Annotated in this window: 18 protein-coding genes, 1 tRNA gene and 1 pseudogene; 9 read left to right on the plus strand and 11 right to left on the minus strand. The window is 61.6% G+C overall.

The genetic code is table 11. From position 1 onward, the window contains the following. Window positions 1-90 precede the first annotated feature (90 nt). A complete protein-coding gene (gene glmM, locus ACXIQ9_RS09520; RefSeq protein WP_459016517.1) occupies window positions 91-1,467 on the plus strand; it encodes a phosphoglucosamine mutase in 1,377 nt (458 codons plus the stop codon). Here glmM and ACXIQ9_RS09525 read toward each other — a convergent pair. The 4 genes from ACXIQ9_RS09525 to ACXIQ9_RS09540 are packed head-to-tail and all read right to left on the minus strand — an operon-like array spanning window position 1,446 to window position 5,696. Then, on the minus strand, window positions 1,446-2,405 hold the full coding sequence (locus ACXIQ9_RS09525; RefSeq protein ID WP_459016518.1) for an N-acetylglucosamine kinase: 960 nt from the start codon (window positions 2,403-2,405) through the stop codon (window positions 1,446-1,448). The two genes, glmM and ACXIQ9_RS09525, sit on opposite strands and share 22 nt — an antisense overlap. Then, window positions 2,398-3,705, minus strand: coding sequence for an IctB family putative bicarbonate transporter (locus ACXIQ9_RS09530; protein ID WP_459016519.1), 1,308 nt, complete (start codon window positions 3,703-3,705; stop codon window positions 2,398-2,400). Before ACXIQ9_RS09530 ends, ACXIQ9_RS09525 begins: the two co-directional genes overlap by 8 nt. Continuing rightward, on the minus strand, window positions 3,702-4,412 hold the full coding sequence (gene trmB / locus ACXIQ9_RS09535; protein ID WP_459016534.1) for a tRNA (guanosine(46)-N7)-methyltransferase TrmB: 711 nt from the start codon (window positions 4,410-4,412) through the stop codon (window positions 3,702-3,704). The genes ACXIQ9_RS09530 and trmB overlap by 4 nt, the downstream gene beginning before the upstream one ends. 9 nt (window positions 4,413-4,421) lie before the next feature. Continuing rightward, complete coding sequence (locus tag ACXIQ9_RS09540) at window positions 4,422-5,696, minus strand: FIST signal transduction protein (protein ID WP_459016520.1); 1,275 nt, start codon at window positions 5,694-5,696, stop codon at window positions 4,422-4,424. Window positions 5,697-5,746: 50 nt separating this feature from the next. Here ACXIQ9_RS09540 and ACXIQ9_RS09545 point away from each other — a divergent pair, with 50 nt between their 5' ends. Both ACXIQ9_RS09545 and ACXIQ9_RS09550 read left to right on the plus strand, forming a co-directional pair. Further along, the gene (locus ACXIQ9_RS09545) at window positions 5,747-6,364 is read left to right on the plus strand and encodes a DUF3177 family protein (RefSeq protein WP_010314528.1); all 618 of its coding nucleotides are present in this window, start codon (window positions 5,747-5,749) and stop codon (window positions 6,362-6,364) included. Window positions 6,365-6,373: 9 nt separating this feature from the next. Next, on the plus strand, window positions 6,374-6,688 hold the full coding sequence (locus tag ACXIQ9_RS09550; RefSeq protein ID WP_459016521.1) for a DUF7734 family protein: 315 nt from the start codon (window positions 6,374-6,376) through the stop codon (window positions 6,686-6,688). On the opposite strand, the gene ileS is transcribed toward ACXIQ9_RS09550, so the two are convergent. Then, window positions 6,685-9,549: an isoleucine--tRNA ligase gene (gene ileS / locus ACXIQ9_RS09555; RefSeq protein WP_459016535.1), complete on the minus strand. Its 2,865-nt coding sequence runs from the start codon at window positions 9,547-9,549 to the stop codon at window positions 6,685-6,687. The genes ACXIQ9_RS09550 and ileS overlap by 4 nt on opposite strands. Before the next feature lie 114 nt (window positions 9,550-9,663). Next, window positions 9,664-10,209, minus strand: coding sequence for a Ycf66 family protein (locus ACXIQ9_RS09560; RefSeq protein WP_459016522.1), 546 nt, complete (start codon window positions 10,207-10,209; stop codon window positions 9,664-9,666). Window positions 10,210-10,260: 51 nt separating this feature from the next. Between ACXIQ9_RS09560 and ACXIQ9_RS09565 the strand changes: the two genes are divergently transcribed. Then, window positions 10,261-10,342, plus strand: a tRNA-Leu gene (locus ACXIQ9_RS09565). A gap of 47 nt (window positions 10,343-10,389) precedes the next feature. Then, window positions 10,390-11,415 carry a beta-carotene hydroxylase gene (crtR, locus tag ACXIQ9_RS09570; RefSeq protein ID WP_296416457.1) on the plus strand — a complete coding sequence of 342 codons (1,026 nt, stop codon included), beginning with the start codon at window positions 10,390-10,392 and terminating at the stop codon, window positions 11,413-11,415. Window positions 11,416-11,418: 3 nt separating this feature from the next. On the opposite strand, the gene gatC is transcribed toward crtR, so the two are convergent. The 3 genes from gatC to ACXIQ9_RS09585 are packed head-to-tail and all read right to left on the minus strand — an operon-like array spanning window position 11,419 to window position 12,683. Next, window positions 11,419-11,712, minus strand: a complete 294-nt coding sequence (gene gatC / locus ACXIQ9_RS09575; RefSeq protein WP_459016523.1) for an Asp-tRNA(Asn)/Glu-tRNA(Gln) amidotransferase subunit GatC — start codon at window positions 11,710-11,712, stop codon at window positions 11,419-11,421. A 9-nt stretch (window positions 11,713-11,721) separates the two neighbouring features. Continuing rightward, window positions 11,722-12,498, minus strand: coding sequence for a creatininase family protein (locus ACXIQ9_RS09580; protein WP_459016524.1), 777 nt, complete (start codon window positions 12,496-12,498; stop codon window positions 11,722-11,724). Window positions 12,499-12,545: 47 nt separating this feature from the next. Beyond that, complete coding sequence (locus ACXIQ9_RS09585; RefSeq protein ID WP_459016525.1) at window positions 12,546-12,683, minus strand: hypothetical protein; 138 nt, start codon at window positions 12,681-12,683, stop codon at window positions 12,546-12,548. A gap of 96 nt (window positions 12,684-12,779) precedes the next feature. Here ACXIQ9_RS09585 and ACXIQ9_RS09590 point away from each other — a divergent pair. From ACXIQ9_RS09590 to ACXIQ9_RS09605, 4 genes and pseudogenes are all read left to right on the plus strand, one after another. Continuing rightward, a pseudogene (locus tag ACXIQ9_RS09590) lies at window positions 12,780-13,079 on the plus strand (DNA-3-methyladenine glycosylase); the annotation flags it as partial. A 178-nt stretch (window positions 13,080-13,257) separates the two neighbouring features. After that, window positions 13,258-14,328 carry a site-specific integrase gene (locus ACXIQ9_RS09595; protein WP_459016526.1) on the plus strand — a complete coding sequence of 357 codons (1,071 nt, stop codon included), beginning with the start codon at window positions 13,258-13,260 and terminating at the stop codon, window positions 14,326-14,328. A gap of 323 nt (window positions 14,329-14,651) precedes the next feature. Continuing rightward, window positions 14,652-15,206 (plus strand): hypothetical protein, encoded by a 555-nt coding sequence (locus tag ACXIQ9_RS09600; protein WP_459016527.1) that lies wholly within the window; start codon window positions 14,652-14,654, stop codon window positions 15,204-15,206. Between the two features lie 82 nt (window positions 15,207-15,288). Beyond that, entirely contained in the window at window positions 15,289-15,534 is a 246-nt protein-coding gene (locus ACXIQ9_RS09605; protein WP_459016528.1) for a hypothetical protein, read from the plus strand. On the opposite strand, the gene ACXIQ9_RS09610 is transcribed toward ACXIQ9_RS09605, so the two are convergent. Further along, window positions 15,535-15,981 (minus strand): DUF6165 family protein, encoded by a 447-nt coding sequence (locus tag ACXIQ9_RS09610; protein WP_459016536.1) that lies wholly within the window; start codon window positions 15,979-15,981, stop codon window positions 15,535-15,537. Then, window positions 15,939-17,122 (minus strand): tetratricopeptide repeat protein (locus ACXIQ9_RS09615; protein ID WP_459016529.1); only part of this gene is annotated, 1,184 nt, incomplete at its 5' end. The genes ACXIQ9_RS09615 and ACXIQ9_RS09610, both read right to left, overlap by 43 nt.

Raw genomic sequence — 17,122 nt, forward strand, 5'->3', positions numbered from 1 at the left:
GGATAACTCTGCGCATTCTTGGTGAGATGCGCCCCGCTTGCATCGCAAACCAGGCGTAATCTGCCGCGAGCCTTGATCCATCAGCTCGCCATGTCTCCGCTTGGGGCGCCATTCCCTTCTGGTACGGCGAGTTTTGGAACCGATGGCATCCGCGGCCGGGTTGGGCAGGTCATCACGCCCGCCCTGGCCCTTCAGGTTGGCTACTGGTGCGGCCGGGTCCTCCCCGCGGGTGGTCCGGTCGTGTTGGGGATGGATTCCCGCAGCAGCGGACCGATGTTGGTGGCCGCCTTGGCCGCTGGGCTGACCGCAGCGGGCCGTGAGGTGTTGGATATCGGCCTTTGTCCCACCCCCGCCGTTCCCGGCGCCATTCGTCAGCTCGGAGCCAGTGGCGGCCTGATGGTGTCGGCCAGCCATAACCCGCCCCATGACAACGGCATCAAAGTGTTTGGAGCCTGCGGGGCGAAGCTGGCCAAGCAGCAGCAGGCCGAGATCGAAGCGGGTCTGCATGGCCGCGGCGATGTGCTGGGCGGCTTCAGCGCCAATGGACGGCTTGTGCAGCGCCCGGATCTGCTGAACGACTACCGCCAGCGCCTGCTGGAGAGCGTGGGTTCAGCTCGGTTGGATGGCGCCAAGGTGGTGCTGGATCTTTGCTGGGGTTCGGCGACCAGCTGCGGTGAACGCGTCTTCCGTGAGTTGGGCGCTGAGGTCACGGTGCTCCATGGCCAGCCCGATGGGACCCGGATTAACCAGGGCTGCGGCAGCACCCATCTCGAGGCTCTCCAGGCGGAGGTGATCGCCCAGGGGGCGGCCATGGGTTTTGCCTTTGATGGCGATGCCGATCGGATGCTCGCGGTCGATGGCCGTGGTCGGGTCGTCGATGGCGACCAGATCCTCTACCTCTGGGGCCAGGCCCTGATGGCCGAGGGGGCCCTTCCGGACAACCGGATCGTCGCGACGGTGATGAGCAACCTCGGCTTTGAGCGTGCGTGGCAAGCGCGAGGTGGCGTGCTGGAGCGCACTGCCGTCGGTGATCAATACGTGCATGCCGCCATGGAGCAACTCGGCGCGTCCCTGGGCGGTGAACAATCCGGTCACATCCTCTCGGCCCGCCACGGCATGAGTGGTGATGGTCTGCTGACGGCGCTGCAGGTGGCGCGATTGATTCAGGCCCAGGGGGGTTCCCTGAGCGACTGGCTCGATGGCAGCTTCCAGCCCTATCCCCAGAAGCTGGTGAATGTCACCGTTCCGGATCGCAGCAGGCGCACCGGGTGGGAGAGCTGCGCGCCGCTGCTTGAGGCTGTGCAGGCTGCGGAAGCGGCGATGGACGGTACTGGGCGTGTGTTGGTGCGGGCCAGCGGTACCGAGCCGTTGCTTCGGGTGATGGTGGAGGCCGCTGAGCAGGCTGATGTCGACCATTGGAGTCGCCAGTTGGCGGAACTCGCCGATCAGCACCTCAACGCCGCCTGAACGGCCAGTTGCAGGGCGCCATCACAGGAATCGCCCTTGGGGGCCACCAAGGCGGCACCGGGGCAGCGTTGCTCGAGGTCCGCGGCGAAGGCGCGGCGCAGTGTCCCCAAGTGTGTGAGCGCGCCGCCGCTGCAACAGACCCGCGGAGCTTGCAGCTCGAGGGTGGAGGCAATGGTGCGCACCATCTGGCTGAGGGCCAGCGCTGAACGTTCAACGATGCGTTGAGCGTGGTCATCGCCGCCTGCGGCGCAGGCGTCCACCACGGGAGCGAGCTGGGCAAAGCCGGCCGCGCCAAACCCTTCGGCGACGACGGCGGCCTTGAGCTCTTGCGGGGTGCTGACCCCGAGGGCTTGCCAGAGCTGTTGCTTGAGGCAGGTTTCCCTCAGCCGTCCATCGGCCATCTGCACGCTGATCGCTAAGCCGTCCCGGCCTAGATCCATCGCCGAGCCCGCCCCATCCAGCAGCCAGCCCCAGCCGCCCGTGCGATGCCAGTGCCCGGAGCTCGTTTGACCCAGTGCAATGCAGCCCGTGCCACTGATGACGAGCACGCCAGCGGCCTCGCCATGGGCGCCCAGCAGGGCGGTGTGCTCATCACCGCTGACTTGAACAGCGGCCCTGGGAAGCTGTAGGGCGGCGGCCGCCAAGGCCTCCCCTTGGCTTTGGACGGCGCTGCCCCGCTCAATGCCGCTGGCCCCCACTCCCGCTGCGGCGATGGGCTGCTCGCCGCCCAGCCCGGCCTGCATCAGCCCATCGCGCAGGCTCGTTTGGAGAGCATCTTGGAAAGAGGCGTCAGCTCCTGGTGCGGCCAGATGGCGAACCCCCGAACCCCGGCCCAGGGCGATGGGGATCAGCGCTCCCGTGCTCGTCAGTCGAGCCAGTTTGCAGCTGGTATGGGTTTGTCCAGCATCAAAGCCAGCGAGTAGCTGCCCTTCAGCCATCGCTGCTGCTGGCACTCAAGGTGGCCAGGCAGAACCAGCCGGTGAGTTGGACTTCGGGCCGGAAGAAGATCGTGTCGGTGGCGCCCTGGACGCAGAGGCCAGCGATGGCGGCTACGGCGGCCAGGGCCGGCAGGGCCCAGCTGGACTCGCCTTTGAGTTGGCTCAAGCCAGCCCTAAGGCTGGCGAAGAGCAGACCGAGCCCCGCGATGAGATTGGAGATGCCTCCTTCCACCAGCAGCTCAAGCGGCACCGAGTAGGCGCTCAGGGCATTGAACTTCGGCTGTTGATAGAGGGGATAAATCAGGTTGAAGGCGCTGTTGCCGGGGCCGATCCCCAGCCAGGGCCGCTCCTGGATCATCTCGATGGCGGCGAGCCAGACGTTGATGCGGAAGTTGTTGGAGCTATCCACGCGGCCTGCCGCGAGGCTCATCACCCGGATCCGTAGGGGCTCAATTTGCGTCACGGCGACCACCAGCACGCAGACGGCTGCCGCGATCAGAAGCAGGGGGAAGAGGCGGCGCCACAGGGGCGGCCAATGGCGTGTTTGCCGCAGCACCAGGAGCAGGACCGCAACGCCGAGGGCTGCCACCATCCCAAGCCAGCCGCCCCGGCTGTAGCTGAGGAAGAGGGCGCTACTGCCCAAGAGCAGGGCACTGGCGGCAAAGAGACGCTGGGGCCATGAGCGCCATCGCAGCAGAGCGATCAAGGCAATGGGCAGGATCGGGATCAGGTAGCCCGCCAGCAGATTCGGGTTCTCCAGGGGGCCGTAGACCCGGATCGTTCCGTCGGCGACGGAGTTGGGATCGGCCCAGCGGGCCAGCTCACTGGTGTCGCCATAGAGCTGCCGTATGGCGAGGACGCTGCTGAGCAGTTCACCCCCCAAGAGGGCTGCCACGAGCCGATCCCACCAGAGCGGCGCCTGCTCGAGCAGCTGCCGCAGTAGGGCGTAGACCCCCAGATAGCTGATCAGCTTCAGCAGACCTTTGAAGGCGGCTGGAGTGACCGGTGAAAACCCTGTGGCCAGAACGGCGATGCCGAGCATCAGCAGGAGCCAACCGCTGATGCGGCCGATGCGACCGGCGGGGAGGCAGAGCGACCAGATCAGCCAGAGCAATCCCGACGCGAGGATCAGCAGGCTGAGGCCTGCCCGCGTGACGAAGGGCATTGCGGCCAGAAGCACGCAGAGCACGCTTCCGGCGATCAGGCTCAACCGTGATCCCAGGGGCCCTTCGCTGGCGTCGCCCAAGATCCCCTGCCAACGCAACAGCCAGGGGGTGGATGGCGCCGATCCTGCGCTCATGCCGAGGGGTGGGTTGATGTCTCGGGATTATCGGCGGCTTCGAGCTGTTGCTCCAGCTCTTGGAGGCTCGGCAACGGCGTTTCGTTGCGTTCATAGAGCACTCGGTAGACCGGTAGCCCTTGCTCGAGGACGTAGGTCTCCCGCTCGGTTGGCACGGGCAGGGGGTTGGTTGCCCGCCAGGGGCGGGCGTCAGTTGCCGGTCGGCTGAAGCAGCCGCTCGCTTCGGTGACGGCGACCATCGGTTCGATGACGTCCAAAATGTCGCTCTGCATAAAGAGCCGCTTACCTGGCTCCAGGGCCGCGGCGATGGCCAGCAGCAGCGCAGGCTGCAGGACCCGTCGCTTGTGGTGCCTTTTTTTGAACCAGGGATCGGGGAATTGGATGGAGACCAGATCCAACTGACCCGGAGCCAATGCCGTCAGCCAACCCTCAACGCTGATGTTGGCGTTGCAGAAGAGGTAGTGCAGATTGCCAAGGCCGAGCTCCTGACGGTCCGCTTCCGCTGCGGCCACCAGGGCGCGCCGGATCTCGACCCCCAGGTGGTTGAGCTCGGGTTGCTGCTGGGCCAGCGCCAGGAGAAAGCGGCCCCGGGCACAGCCAATGTCGAGGTGCACGGGTTGGCCTGGATCGCTGAACAGCTCCTGGGGTGGGGGCAGCTCCAGCGGCAACTGGAAGAAGCGGCTCAGCGGGTTGACGTGTTGGCGCACCATCGGAAGTCAGGGAGTGTTCGGCACCAGAAAGCCCCAGCTGGCGGTGTAGCCATGCAGGTGGGTTGCACCGGCGACGGGGCCAATCTCGCCGTTGCAGAAGGCACCGCTGATGGGAACAGCAGGGAATTGTTGACGGCATCCGTCCACATCGCCATTGGGGGAGCCGTAGAGCCCCTCCCCGCGGCCTAGGCAGGCAAAGAGCAGTGCGGCCATTGGCTCGGCGTTGCGGCTTCGCTGTTGCCCCAGGAGTTGCTGTTGTTCCTGTCTGGAGGTCTCGGCGTCCCGCAATTGAAACTGCACCTGCTGCCCCACCCGCAGCCGCTCGGCCACCGCCACGGAACCGGTGCGTGGGTCGACGCCGATCAGGTTGCGGACCAGGACCGCTGGCCCTGATGCCGGGGCGCCATCGCTGGGCAGCTGGAAGTTGGTTTTGGCCACCCCTAAAAACAGCGAGTGCCGCACGAGCTCCTTCTCCTCTGGAGAGAGGCCCTTGAGGATTGTTTGCAGGCAGGCCACGGGCGTGTCGGCTTCCCCGTCGTGGCTGAGACGCAGCAGCACGTTGCGTTCGGCCTGCTCAATTTCAAAGACTGGGCCGATCGGCTTGCAGCCCTGAGCGACAACCGGATCAAGGCGCCAGTCCCCTTTGATCAAACAGCCAACGGCACCATTGACGACGCCATCGCCGATCAAGAGTGAGCCGTGCTGGGCGCTGTGTTGTCCAGCAATGCCTCCGATCTTTTGGGCCTCGGGGTAGGCGAAGTCCAAACCGCTGATGACGTCGTTGATCGACGTACAGGTGGGATCCAGGAGCAGAAGCATGGAATGCCCGCCGTTGGGGTCGACCCCGGCCCAGTTGATCCAGCTCTGCCGGGATCCGTCGAGATCAGGCAAGGTTTCGCTGTTGAGGCTGAAGAGCTCGATCTGCGTCTGGGGCAGGGTGAGCAGGGTCACGCTGATGGCGGGCTGGTGTTCCAGCTCCTGGGCCAATCCCTCGGTGTTGGTGCCGACCACGCCGCCGCCGCAGCACCCCAGCCAGTGCTGGGCTCCGATGGCCTGCTTCAGCAGGGGCATGAACCGCTGCAGATCGCTGGCATAGGCGCTGGAGCAGAAGACCAGACCAAGGTCCGCCGGGCCCCTTTGACCGGCCTGTTTGAGCTGCTGTGCCAGATCGGCGATGGCGGCTTCGAGGGCGGGTTCGCAGCTCAGTGCCGTGGTGCACTGCGCCTGCTGCGGCGCTTGTCGCCAGGGCAACAACGAAGAGAGGCGAGCGTTCCAGGCCATCGGCGGACCTTACAGCCGCTGGATAATGACCACTGACTGCCTGTTGCTGAGTGCCAGATCTGCTGCTCTATCGCACCCTCGTCTGGCTGGATTACCGCTTGGCTGCGGTTTTTGCCCTGGGGTTGCCCCTGGTGCTGCTGATTTGGTCGGCATTGAAGCGGGAGCAGGCGCTCACCCGCTTGATGGGGATCTATTGGAAGGTCGCCAGCCTGCTGCTGATCACGGTGCTGCTGCTGACGGACAACCGTCCCCTGGGTTATCTGCTGGCGGTCCTCTCCCAGCTGCTGGTGGTGATCAGCGTCTGGTTCTGGGTGGATCTCAACGAGGAGTTGGCGGACTTGCCCCCCTGGCGCCCTTTGCCCTTTGTGGTGCGCGCCTGGCGTTGGGGGCTCACGGTGTTCGGCCTGCTTGGTGCGGCCTTGAGTGCCGTGGCCCTCAACTGCGTTGGTGGCGGATTGACCCGTCCGATCTGCAGGGTTTGGCTCGAGGCCCCCGATGATCTCCATGGTGGAGTCGCCGGTTTCTTTGATTTCGTCTTTGGTGGCAGCTGGACCGCGGCCATCGCTGCCTTTGTCGGCTACGTCTCCCTCGTGGCCTATGGCGTTGGCCTTCTGCAATGGCTGATCGTGCGCCTGCCCAAGCAGGGCCGGGTCGCAGGCGGCTTCTAGGTCGGGCCGATGGCGATCAGCGTGGCTGAACTGCTGCACCAGCTGGAGGAGATCAGCCGAAGCCGGGCTGATCGGGTCTTGCGTTTGCGGGGGGCTTTGCCGGTGGGTGAGGGATGGGAGCCGTTTGAGCTGCTGATCTTCCGTGGCTTCTCCAGCAGCGTCTCCCACCCCACGGATTTCGATCCTGATCAGCCCCTGCTGCCTGAGGCAGCCCGGATCGAGCAGGCCGAGCTGCTGCAGGGCCCGCTCAAGCCACAGGCCGAGCAGTGCCTCGCGCGCGCCTCCGGGGCCGAGACTTACCTCGACCCATCCGCCTGGCTTTAAGCGAGAACCTCGACGCAGCGGCCGCAGAGGGTCGGGTGCGCAGCGTGCTCGCCAATGTCGCTCTCGTAGTGCCAGCAGCGCTCGCACTTCTGACCGGCCGCTTTGCGGATCTGGACGGTGATGCCGTTCTCACTGGCTTCGGCCAGCACGGCTTCGGGGTTTGAGCCGCCGATTTCCAAGGCCGAGACCAGGAGCCAATCCGCCAGGTTGTCGACCTTGGGGTGGGCGCTGTTCTCGAGCCAGGTGAGGGCTGCTTGGGTCGCTTCGCTGCCTTCGCCGAGGCTCAGCTGAACCTGCGCTTCCAAGGAGGCCCCCAGCTTGGCGGCGCTGCGGCAGCTTTCCAGTTGCCGATTGACCAGGGCGCGCAGCTCCAGGATCTGGTTCATCGGTTGCTCAAGGGCACTGTTGCGCCATTGCTCGGGTGCCGTGGGCCAGCCCCTCTCAAACACTGAGGTCTCGGCAACGGAGTAGGGCAAGTTCTGCCAGATGTCCTCTGCCATGTGGCACAGCACTGGGGCGATCAAGCCCGCGAGTCGCTCCACCACCAGCGCCAGAACCGTTTGGCAGCTGCGGCGGCGGAAGTCATTGGCGCCGCTGACGTACAGGCGATCCTTGGCGATGTCCAGGTAGACGTTCGAGAGATCGACGACGCAGAAGTTCTGTAGGGCCTGGAAGAAGCGGTAGAACTCGTAGCGCTCGAAGTCTCCGCTGACGCTGTCAATCAATGACGCGGTGCGCTGCAGCATCCACTGATCCAACAGCGGTAGCTCTTCGTAGGGAACGGCGTCTTTGCTGGGATCAAAGTCGTGGAGGTTGCCTAGCAGGTAGCGCGCCGTGTTGCGCACCTTGCGGTAGACGTCCGCCAGCTGTTTGACGATGCCGGGGCCCAGGGGGACGTCGGCGGAGTAGTCGACGGAACTCACCCAGAGCCGAAGGACATCGGCGCCATAGGGCGGTTCCTGCTTCTGGTTCTTGCCGCCCGAGACCAGCACCGCCGGATCGACGACGTTCCCCAGGGATTTGCTCATCTTGCGGCCCTTCTCATCGAGGGTGAAGCCGTGGGTGAGCACCCGCTTGTAGGGGGCGTGTCCGTTGACTGCAACGGAGGTGAGCAGGCTGCTTTGGAACCAGCCGCGGTGTTGATCGCTGCCCTCGAGGTAGAGATCAGCCGGGTAGTGCAGTTGGGGTGCGCGGCTGCTGGCGCCCTCGATGCCGCCGAGCACGCCTGCCCATGAGGAGCCGGAGTCAAACCAGACATCCATCGTGTCGGTGCCCTTGCGCCATTGGCTTGCTTCCGCGGCGTAGGTCTCAGGCAGAAGCCCTGCTTCGTCGCGCTCCCACCAGACATCGGCGCCGTGCTCAGCGATCAGCCCTTGGATGTGGCTGAGGGTGGCTTCGTTCAGCAGCACCTCACCGGTTTCACGGTGATAGAAGACGGGAATCGGCACACCCCAGGTGCGCTGACGGCTGATGCACCAGTCCCCCCGCTCGCTCACCATCGCTTCGATGCGGTTGCGGCCACTGGCTGGTAGCCACTCCACCTGGGCAATGGCATCGAGGGCGGCCTGGCGGAAGCCCTCCACCGAGGCGAACCACTGCTCGGTGGCCCGGAAAATCGTCGGCTTTTTGGTGCGCCAGTCGTAGGGGTAGCGGTGCTCGTAGCGCTCCTGCTTCAGCAGCAGGCCCGTCTCTTCCAGGGCGCTGATGATCGTTGGGTTGGCGTCCTTGAGGACATTGGTTCCGGCGAAGGGGCCGGCTTCTGCCGTCAGGTTCCCGGCCTCATCCACCGGGCAGAGCACCGGGAGTTTGTACTTGCGGCCGGTATTGAAGTCGTCGACGCCATGGCCCGGGGCGGTGTGGACCAGGCCGGTGCCTGCTTCGGTGGTGATGTAGTCCCCGCCGATCACGACCGGACTGGTGCGCTCTAGCAGTGGATGGCGGTATTGCAGGCCTTCAAGAGCACTCCCTTTGACGCTGACCAGGGGTTTGAGGCTCAGCCCCAGGCTGGTTTCCAGGCTTTCCCGCAGTTCGGCGGCCACCACCAGGTGGGTGGCGGCTGGTGCGGGGTTGTCGCCCTGGGCCTCAATGGCACAGATGGCGTAGTCGAGCCGTTCATTGACGGAGACCGCCAGGTTGGCCGGCAGCGTCCAGGGGGTCGTGGTCCAGATGGCGACAGCCAGGCCGCCTTTGGCCGTGGCTTGTGCGGGGCTCAGGCCCGCCTGCTCGAGGGTGCCGGCCAGCTCGCTGGGGAGTTCCACAGCAGGGAAGGCGGCAAACACGCTGGGGGAGCTGTGGCCGTCGGGGTACTCGAGCTCGGCTTCAGCGAGGGCCGTGCGGGAGCTGGGGCTCCAGTGGACCGGCTTGAGGCCCCGGTAGATGTGACCGGCCAGCACCATGGCGCCGAACACCCCGATCTGGGCGGCCTCGTAGTCCTTCTGCAGGGTCAGGTAGGGCTGATCCCAGTCGGCCCAGATGCCCCAGCGGCGGAAACCAGCCTTCTGGCCTTCCACCTGCTCGAGGGCGTAGGCATGGGCCTTCTTGCGCAGGCTGACGGGGGTGAGCTCGGCCCGCTCGCTGCTCTTGAGCTCCTGCAGCACCTTCAGCTCAATCGGTAGACCGTGGCAGTCCCAACCGGGGACGAAGCGAGCCCGCTTGCCCTGGAGCAGGGCGGTCTTATTAATGATGTCCTTGAGGATCTTGTTCAGCGCGTGCCCGACGTGCAGGGCGCCGTTGGCGTAGGGCGGCCCGTCGTGGAGGGTGAAGCAGGGACCTGTGTTCTCTTCGCTCAGGCGCTCATAGAGCCGCTGCTCAGCCCAGAACGCCTGGATCTCGGGCTCGCGCACCTGTGAATTGGCCCTCATGTTGAAGGGCGTTTTCAGCAGGTTCAGGGTGTCCTTGTAGGAAATCTGCCCGGCGTTGGCGGAGGACTCGGAAGCAGTGCTGGCGGTCACAGCGCTTGGGGCAGCAAGGGTCGATTATCCCGCTTGGGGGCTGGAGGCCTCGATCAGCTCCTCCACTTCATCAAAGGACGCCACCACAATGGGTTCGATGGTGGGCTCAACAGCGGAAGGGGGTTCAGCGGCGTTCTCGGTTTCAACGCGAACCCAGCGCTTGCTGCTCTTGCCCTGTTTGGGCCCGCCTTTGAAAGCGTTCAGGAGCGATCCACCCGTTTCGTTCAGGACCGAAGCGGCCTGGGTGCTGCTGCTGAACAGTTCACTCAGACTTGTTTGCCAGCGCTCGATGGACGCGATGCGCTGCTGTTCCTCGACGCTCAGCATGCGCCAACGGCTTTGCAGGACCTCGCTGCCGAGGCGGGCAATGAGTAGGCCTCCGCAGAGCACGGCCAGCATCGGGGAGCCCGTCAGCCGGTCCGCGCTGGTGACCAGGGTCAGCCCCAGCAGCAGAACCACAGCCCCCCAGGCGGCATCGCGGGGGCGACTGAGCTCGGTGGCGAGCAGCGGCAGCAGCATCACCGTCAGGCCCACCAGCAGGGCAAGGGTTCCGCCAAGGGTGGCCAGCATCGGATTTGAGGCGTTGACCCCATTCTGGGCCGCTCTCTACAGTCGTCGCCTGCCCACCTGGCGGAATTGGTAGACGCGCTGGTTTTAGGTACCAGTGGCTTCGGTCGTGGGGGTTCAAGTCCCCCGGTGGGCATCCGTTCGAGAGGTCGGTTTTTCTAAGCTGGCCCTTATTCAGTAGGAATGACGCAAACCTTGGCCCCATCTGAGTTGCAAGAGCTTGGACGCCAAGAGGTGCGTGCTTCCGTCAGCGCAGTGCCTCGGGAATACCTCGATCCCCCGGCGCCCTGGAACCCAACGGTGGGTCTGTTCCTCGGGGGATATGCCCTTGCGGCGTTGAGCATCGCGGGCTGGTTCCTCTGGGGTTGGCCCCTGCCTGTGCTTCTGGCCACGGGTTTTCTCGCCCTGCATCTCGAAGGGACGGTCATTCACGACGCTTGCCACAACGCTGCGCACCCCAGTCGCTTCTGGAATGCCTTCATGGGGCATGGGGCGGCGTTGCTGTTGGGCTTCAGCTTTCCGGTCTTCACCCGGGTGCATTTGCAGCACCACGCCCATGTGAATGATCCGAAGAATGATCCGGATCACATCGTCAGCACCTTCGGTCCGCTTTGGCTGATTGCGCCCCGTTTTTTCTATCACGAGTACTTCTTTTTCCAGCGCAAGCTTTGGCGCGGACATGAGCTTCTTGAGTGGGGGATTGCCCGGGGAATCTTCTTCGCGATTGTGCTAGCTGGGATCAAATATGGCTTCATTGATTTCATCTTCAATGTCTGGTTCGCGCCAGCCCTGATGGTCGGGGTGACCCTGGGCTTGTTCTTTGATTACCTCCCCCACCGCCCCTTCTCGTCCCGCAACCGTTGGCACAACGCCAGGGTCTATCCAGGGCGTTTAATGAATTGGCTGATCATGGGTCAGAACTATCACTTGGTTCATCACCTATGGCCTTCAATTCCCTGGTTTGAGTATCGGCCGGCCTATCACGCCACCAAGCCAATCCTGGATGCCAAGGGCTCGCCTCAGCGCCTCGGTTTGTTTGAAACCAAGAGCGATCTAACGAACTTTCTCTACGACATCGTTCTTGGCGTGCGCAGTCACCGCCGCCGCCGCAGCAAACTTCGTCCGATTGCTGGACTGTTGCCTTCCTTCAGGGCAAGGCGCCACGTTGTGGCTCTGCTTCACCGCACGGCTGTCTCGCCCAGGCGCTGAGCTTCACTCAGCCAGGATTTTTGGAACCCTGAAGAAGTCGCCTTCGCGCAGAGGCGCTTCGTTGAGCAGTTGCTCCCGCACGTCGGTCGCAACAACGGTGTCTTCGCGCGTCACGTTGACCACTTCGACAGCCCGGGTGGTGGCGGGAACGCCATCGGTATCGACGGCCTGCAGGTGGTCGACGTAATCGAGAATCCGCTCGAGCTGACCGGTGTAGGTCGCGATTATGTCTTCGGGCAGATCGAGGCGAGCCAGCTTGGCCACCTTGCGGACGTCGTCGGCGCTGATGTTGCTCATGGGGTGAACCTAGCTGGCCGACTCGCTTAAAAAGCGCTCCAGATCAGCCACGAGCCCCGTCGCGGCCTCGTCCAAAAAGCGGCGGCCGTCCTCTGCAGTGGCCAAGGAGGGATGGGAGCCCATGCGGCCATCGGGGTGGCGGCGGCGGAAGTCCTCGGGGCTGTGAATTGGTCCGGCGGGTGCTGGATCGGGCAAAGGTTGTTGCTTGCTCTCCAGGCTGGGCTCGAGCGCCAGGGTGATGGCGATTTCACTGGGGGTGGCGTGGTGTCCTTCCTTGTCCCCGTAGAGCTCTCTGGCTAGGCCCATGGCTTCCGAGGTCATGAACCAGTTGGCCAGCTTGCAGCGCAGTCGAGCGGCATTGGGCAGCCCGCGGGCTGCAGCGGTCCCGTAGGCCTGGGCAAAGGCTGCCTTGCAGGTGGCGATGTTTCCGCCATGGCCATTGATCACGTAGATCCGCTCAAACCCGTGGCGGGCCAAGGAGAGGATCAGGTCATGCAGTACCGCCAGCAGGGTGGAGGGCTGCAGGCTCATGGTCCCGGCAAAGCCCAGATGGTGTTCCGCCATTCCGAAGGCCTGGGCCGGGGTGACCAGGACTCCTAGGCGCCGTCCGACCTCCAGGGCCACGGCTTCGGCGGTGAGGGCGTCGGTGCCGATGGCGCCGGTGGGTCCGTGCTGCTCGGTGGAGCCCAGGGGAATGATCACCCCTTTGTTCTGGGTCAGATAGGCCTCCACTTCAGGCCAGCTCCGCAGCTGCAGTCGGATGTCTTCGGTGCAGTGAGCAGTCACGGGGGTGAGGCGTGAGATCGCTTCAGTATCCCTAGATCTCGGCCGTGTCAGTGCGCGGTGCCGTTGCCGTCGTACTTGTCCGTGTCGTAGTAGCCGCCTTTGGTTCCGAAGAACAAGGTGGCCAAGACAAACAGCCCGCTGGCGCCAATCAAGACCGTTGCCAGGGTGAATCCTTCGGTGTGCATCGCCGGGGCTGAGCCGATGGGCTGATTCTGGCGTCCGCGGCTTTCGCGCGCAGCGCAGGGTCGGTTAACTGTGACCTGCCTGCCTGGAGGCGGCCGATGCCGAAGCACCCCCCAGCGCTCCCCAAAGTCTTTTTCGCCCGCCCTGCCGAACTGGTCGCCCCCGACCTCATCGGTTGCCTGCTGGTGAAACGCCAAACAGACGGCAGCTTGCTTTGGGGTGTGGTGGTGGAAACCGAGGCGTATTCCCAGGACGACCCCGCCTGCCACGGCTTCCGCCGCCGCTCACCCAGCAACGAAACGCTCTTTGGTGAGCCAGGGCGTTTTTATGTCTATGTGAGCTATGGCATTCACCACTGCGTGAAGCGAGCCGTGAAGCAGAAGACCCAAAGCTGGGCTTGAGATTTCAGCAGTTGCCGCAGGTCTCCCAGCCAACTCCCAAGCCGCCGCCCAGAAAACTCCCCGATTTTTTCTTCCCAGAGACCCCCACAGCTAAGAAGAGCTACGGGCGGACGCGGCTGTCTTGGCTGGGTCAGTTGTGCAGCCGTAGCCCTTTGTCAGCAGCAGCAGCACTCCCTTGAAGAAACCACCTTCCCTGAGAAACAACAACGGCAGCCTGCAGGTGCGCGTGAGGATTGATGGGCGAGATGCCTTCATCAATCGCTTGGGGCGTTGGAGCGACCCTGTGGCAGTAGCAAAGGCACACGCCATTAGTGCCCAAATCTGGAGCGACTACCAGCAGGGAGTATTTGACCGCAGCCTGATGGCATATCAGCCGCTCATCAATGGCAAGGAGGTGGGGCTGCTGGAGGCACTGAGGGTCAGGGCAGAGACCAAACGCCAAGCTGCTGCTATCCACGCCTACAGGGTGCTCCAGCGATATGGGCAGCCCATGCGTAACCGCAGTGACGCTGAGGCATTTCTGGCGTGGTTACGAGCAGAGGGGCTGAGCGACTGCACCATTGCTGGCTTGATGACCCACTACCGGCAATGCTCAGGCGGCAATCGCCATCTGTTTTCTCACAAGCTGAAGTGGCAGCGGCGGTCGGTGCACAGCGATGTGCTGAGCGTGGATAAAATCCAGGCTGTGCTTACTTACCTGCAGAGCAATGAGAGCTGGTATTACCCGCTGTTTTTGCTTGGGCTGAGCACGGGGCTGAGAAATGCCGAAATCAGGGGATTGACCTGGGATTGCATCCGCTGGGAAGAAGGTGAGCTGCTGGTCTGCAAGAGCTTGAGGCGTGATGGCTATTCCTCAGGTCATCACAGTTGGGCAACGACGAAGACAGGGAGAGAGCGGGTTGTGCCCTTGACCGCACAGGTGCTGCAGGTGTTGAGACAGCACAAGGTGCAGATGGAGCATCTGGGCGTGTATGAGCCTTATGGGCTTGTCTTTGTGACCCCAACGAGTTTCAGCAATGTCTATGACCATCTGGTGGGTCGTGTGTGGAGGCGGTCATTGCAGCGTTGTGGCTTGAAGCCCCGCCGCCTTTATGCCCAACGCCATAGCTTTTTGTCTCACGCGTTAGCGATAGGAAATTCACCAGCTGACTTGGCAGCGGCAGCAGGGCACTCCACCAAGATGCTGCTGGATACCTATGCCAAACCCACAGGCAGATTGAAGATGCCGAGTTGGCAGACAACCTGAAGCTGAAAATGGAAAAGATGTTATGAGCTAAGCTATAAAAGTGGGTGCGTCGCTAAGCGATGCAACAGAGGAATGGCAATAAAAATAAGCTTGTGCAATGTATCCTTCTTGTTGGCTTTGCCTGCAAATATTGGAGTGTTAGTAAAGCTGCATATTGATGCCGTGTAAAAACAACAACCTGAATAAATAATCATCGCCTGCAGTGCTCACTCGGTGGATTGAGGAGCGATAGCTGCGAGCAACTCAACAGAAGAGAAATGCTGGATGCCAATGAGTATGAGTGTGCCAGTGCTTCAGCGTGAGAAGAAACAGGGGGAACTCAAATGACTTCAATGAAAACTCAATATCAACTACAAGACCGCCAGCAAGCCCAAAGGCTGAAACGAAATATCAAACGCCTTATCCACGACGAGCTCAGCTGCATCAGCCCGTGGTGGTTCATCAGCTTCCACTACCAAGACCACCACAGCAAGGAGGATGAGTTGCTTGAGGATGTGGCTGACCTGAAACGGAAACTCCACCGCATCATCTATAAGAGCCGTGATAAGACCATCAAGGGTGCTGGTGAATACTCTTATCCAAGGATGCTGTTTTTCCACGAAACCAGCCACCAATGCACAGGTCAGTTTCATACGCACCTGATTGTGGAGAAGCTGCCAGAGAGCCTAAATAACCAATATGGGATGGAAACCCTGTTTCACAAGCGATTGCCCCATAAGGTCAAAGCGTTGTCTAAATGGAAATCTGTGGATGTTCAACGCATCAACCAAGCAGAAGATGACTACAGACGCATCAGCAGCTATTTGGATAAGCAGACCAATCTGGAGCTGATTGCCCTTGACCCATTCAACAGCGACCTATCACCCAGAAAACAATGAGACGAAACCAACTCACGATTACCTACCCAGAAGGCGACGCCCAGCAGCTCCATCAGGCAATGCTGCACTTGAAGAGAAGCCGTTGCCTGAATATCTCAGCATTCTGTCGTGCAGCGATTGCAGAGAAGCTGGAGCGATTAGAGCAGTTGGAGAGCAAAGAGGTCATCCAATGAAGACCATCACTATTCGGTTGCCTAATGTGGAAGCGGCGATGCTGGTGGAAGTGCAGAAGAGGAACAAGGCATTCAGGGATCTGCAGCAACTGTTGATCCAGCAAATCCATCAGGAATACGCCAAGACCCCAGCAGCTAAGGCAGCTAAGCAATGATTAGTAATCCTGGTATGCCTTCTCTTCCACTAGGGCAGATCCATAGGTGGTGTTGATCTCTTTTTTGATGGCTGCCCGCCTGTCGTTCTGCTGATAGACCGATCTTGCTAGACGGATGAAGGTTTCACCAAAGCTGTTCTTTCGCTCTTGATCGCGGATGTCATCTTCTATCAGCCAGAGGTCTTGATTGACTTCCTTGAGGCGCTGGATGAGCGTTTGATCTACCTGAAGATCCAGAGCATCCAGCGTCTGTTGTAGGGCTGATAGCTCTTTCTGCACATTCCGCAGAGCCTTTCCTTGGAGATGGTTGGTCTTGATTTGGAGAATGGTGATCTTGTCAATCAGTTCGCCAACGGAGATGGGCGCTTGGATTTCGGCGAGTGGTTTTGGTGAGGTGGATTGCTCTATGCCTGCTGTGGTTTGAGATCGGCATGATTGCCAGCTGATACCCCTGGAAACTGCTCCTGAAGTGCCTCTGCCACCCGTTGAAGCGCCTCATTCCAGTTTCCCCGCTCGTTCTGGCGGAAGAGGCGCATAGAGGGATACCAGAAGGTGGTGTCGCCTTCTAACCCCCATCGCCAATCAGGAACTTTATGGAGCAGCAGCCAGGTGGCTTTGCCCATTCCGCCCGCAAGGTGTGCCACAGAGGTGTCGCTGGTGATGACGAGATTGCAGTTGGCAATGATGGCTGCGGTTTCAAGAAAATCCCAGGTTTCATCTACCTGCGGCTGACAGCTGACAAAACGATCCTTGAATGAACAGGTTTCTAGCTGCTCACTGCCAAAGCCTTTTTGGAGTGAGAGCAATGAGGCGTCTGTCAGCTGAGCAATTGGCGCGAAGCTCTCAAGTGGGAGCGAGCGACCACGCAGAGCTGTTTTTTCTGTTTTTGGATTTCCCTGCCAGTTGATGCCAATGATGGGTTGTTTCTCGGTATCCAGAATGTCTTGCCACTTGGAGGTTAGTTCGTCAGTGGTTTTGATGTATGGCTCGGTGATGACGGGGTTGTCTGGGCTGACTTCTAAGTGGCGAGGAACAGATAGAAGAGGTATCCATTGCCCATCATTGATTTTGTTGGCTTGTTGTGGCGTGAGAGGTGATGTATCAATTCCTGATGCCTGGATCAGGGTGTGTAGCTTGGCTTGGGCGCAGATGGAAACAGAAGCTCCTTGTTCTCTTAGGGCAATGGCATAACGCATGAACTGGAGCGTGTCGCCAAGACCTTGCTCGCTGACCAGGAGAAATTGGCTGCTTGGATCTGGTTTCAATCCATCCCATAGGCTGCATTGGGGTTGGGCGTGTGGCTTTGAGGCGTTTTTCTTTTTCTTTGTTCGCCATTCGTATTTCTCCCAGCCATTCTTGTAGTCGCCGCAAAGAAGCATTGTCAGCGAAGAGTTCCAGTGAGCTTCTGGGTAGTTGGGCTTGAGTTGAAGAGCAGTGTTGTATGAGGCAATGGCAGCGTCTAGGTTGCCTTGCTCTTTGAGAGCATTGCCGAGGTTGTTGTGAGCTTCTGTGTAGTTGGGCTTGAGTTGAAGAGCAGTGTTGTATGAGGCAATGGCAGCGTCTAGGTTGCCTTGCTCTTTGAGAGCAT

This window comes from Synechococcus sp. LTW-G, from assembly GCF_054459035.1.

Coding starts and splice junctions, on each gene's coding strand:
- glmM (WP_459016517.1), top strand. CDS start 91: ATGTCTCCGCTTGGGGCGCCATTCCCTTCTGGTACGGCGAGTTTTGGA.
- ACXIQ9_RS09525 (WP_459016518.1), bottom strand. CDS start 2,405: ATGGCTGAAGGGCAGCTACTCGCTGGCTTTGATGCTGGACAAACCCAT.
- ACXIQ9_RS09530 (WP_459016519.1), bottom strand. CDS start 3,705: ATGAGCGCAGGATCGGCGCCATCCACCCCCTGGCTGTTGCGTTGGCAG.
- ACXIQ9_RS09540 (WP_459016520.1), bottom strand. CDS start 5,696: ATGGCCTGGAACGCTCGCCTCTCTTCGTTGTTGCCCTGGCGACAAGCG.
- ACXIQ9_RS09550 (WP_459016521.1), top strand. CDS start 6,374: ATGGCGATCAGCGTGGCTGAACTGCTGCACCAGCTGGAGGAGATCAGC.
- ileS (WP_459016535.1), bottom strand. CDS start 9,549: ATGAGGGCCAATTCACAGGTGCGCGAGCCCGAGATCCAGGCGTTCTGG.
- ACXIQ9_RS09560 (WP_459016522.1), bottom strand. CDS start 10,209: ATGCTGGCCACCCTTGGCGGAACCCTTGCCCTGCTGGTGGGCCTGACG.
- crtR (WP_296416457.1), top strand. CDS start 10,390: ATGACGCAAACCTTGGCCCCATCTGAGTTGCAAGAGCTTGGACGCCAA.
- gatC (WP_459016523.1), bottom strand. CDS start 11,712: ATGAGCAACATCAGCGCCGACGACGTCCGCAAGGTGGCCAAGCTGGCT.
- ACXIQ9_RS09585 (WP_459016525.1), bottom strand. CDS start 12,683: ATGCACACCGAAGGATTCACCCTGGCAACGGTCTTGATTGGCGCCAGC.
- ACXIQ9_RS09600 (WP_459016527.1), top strand. CDS start 14,652: ATGACTTCAATGAAAACTCAATATCAACTACAAGACCGCCAGCAAGCC.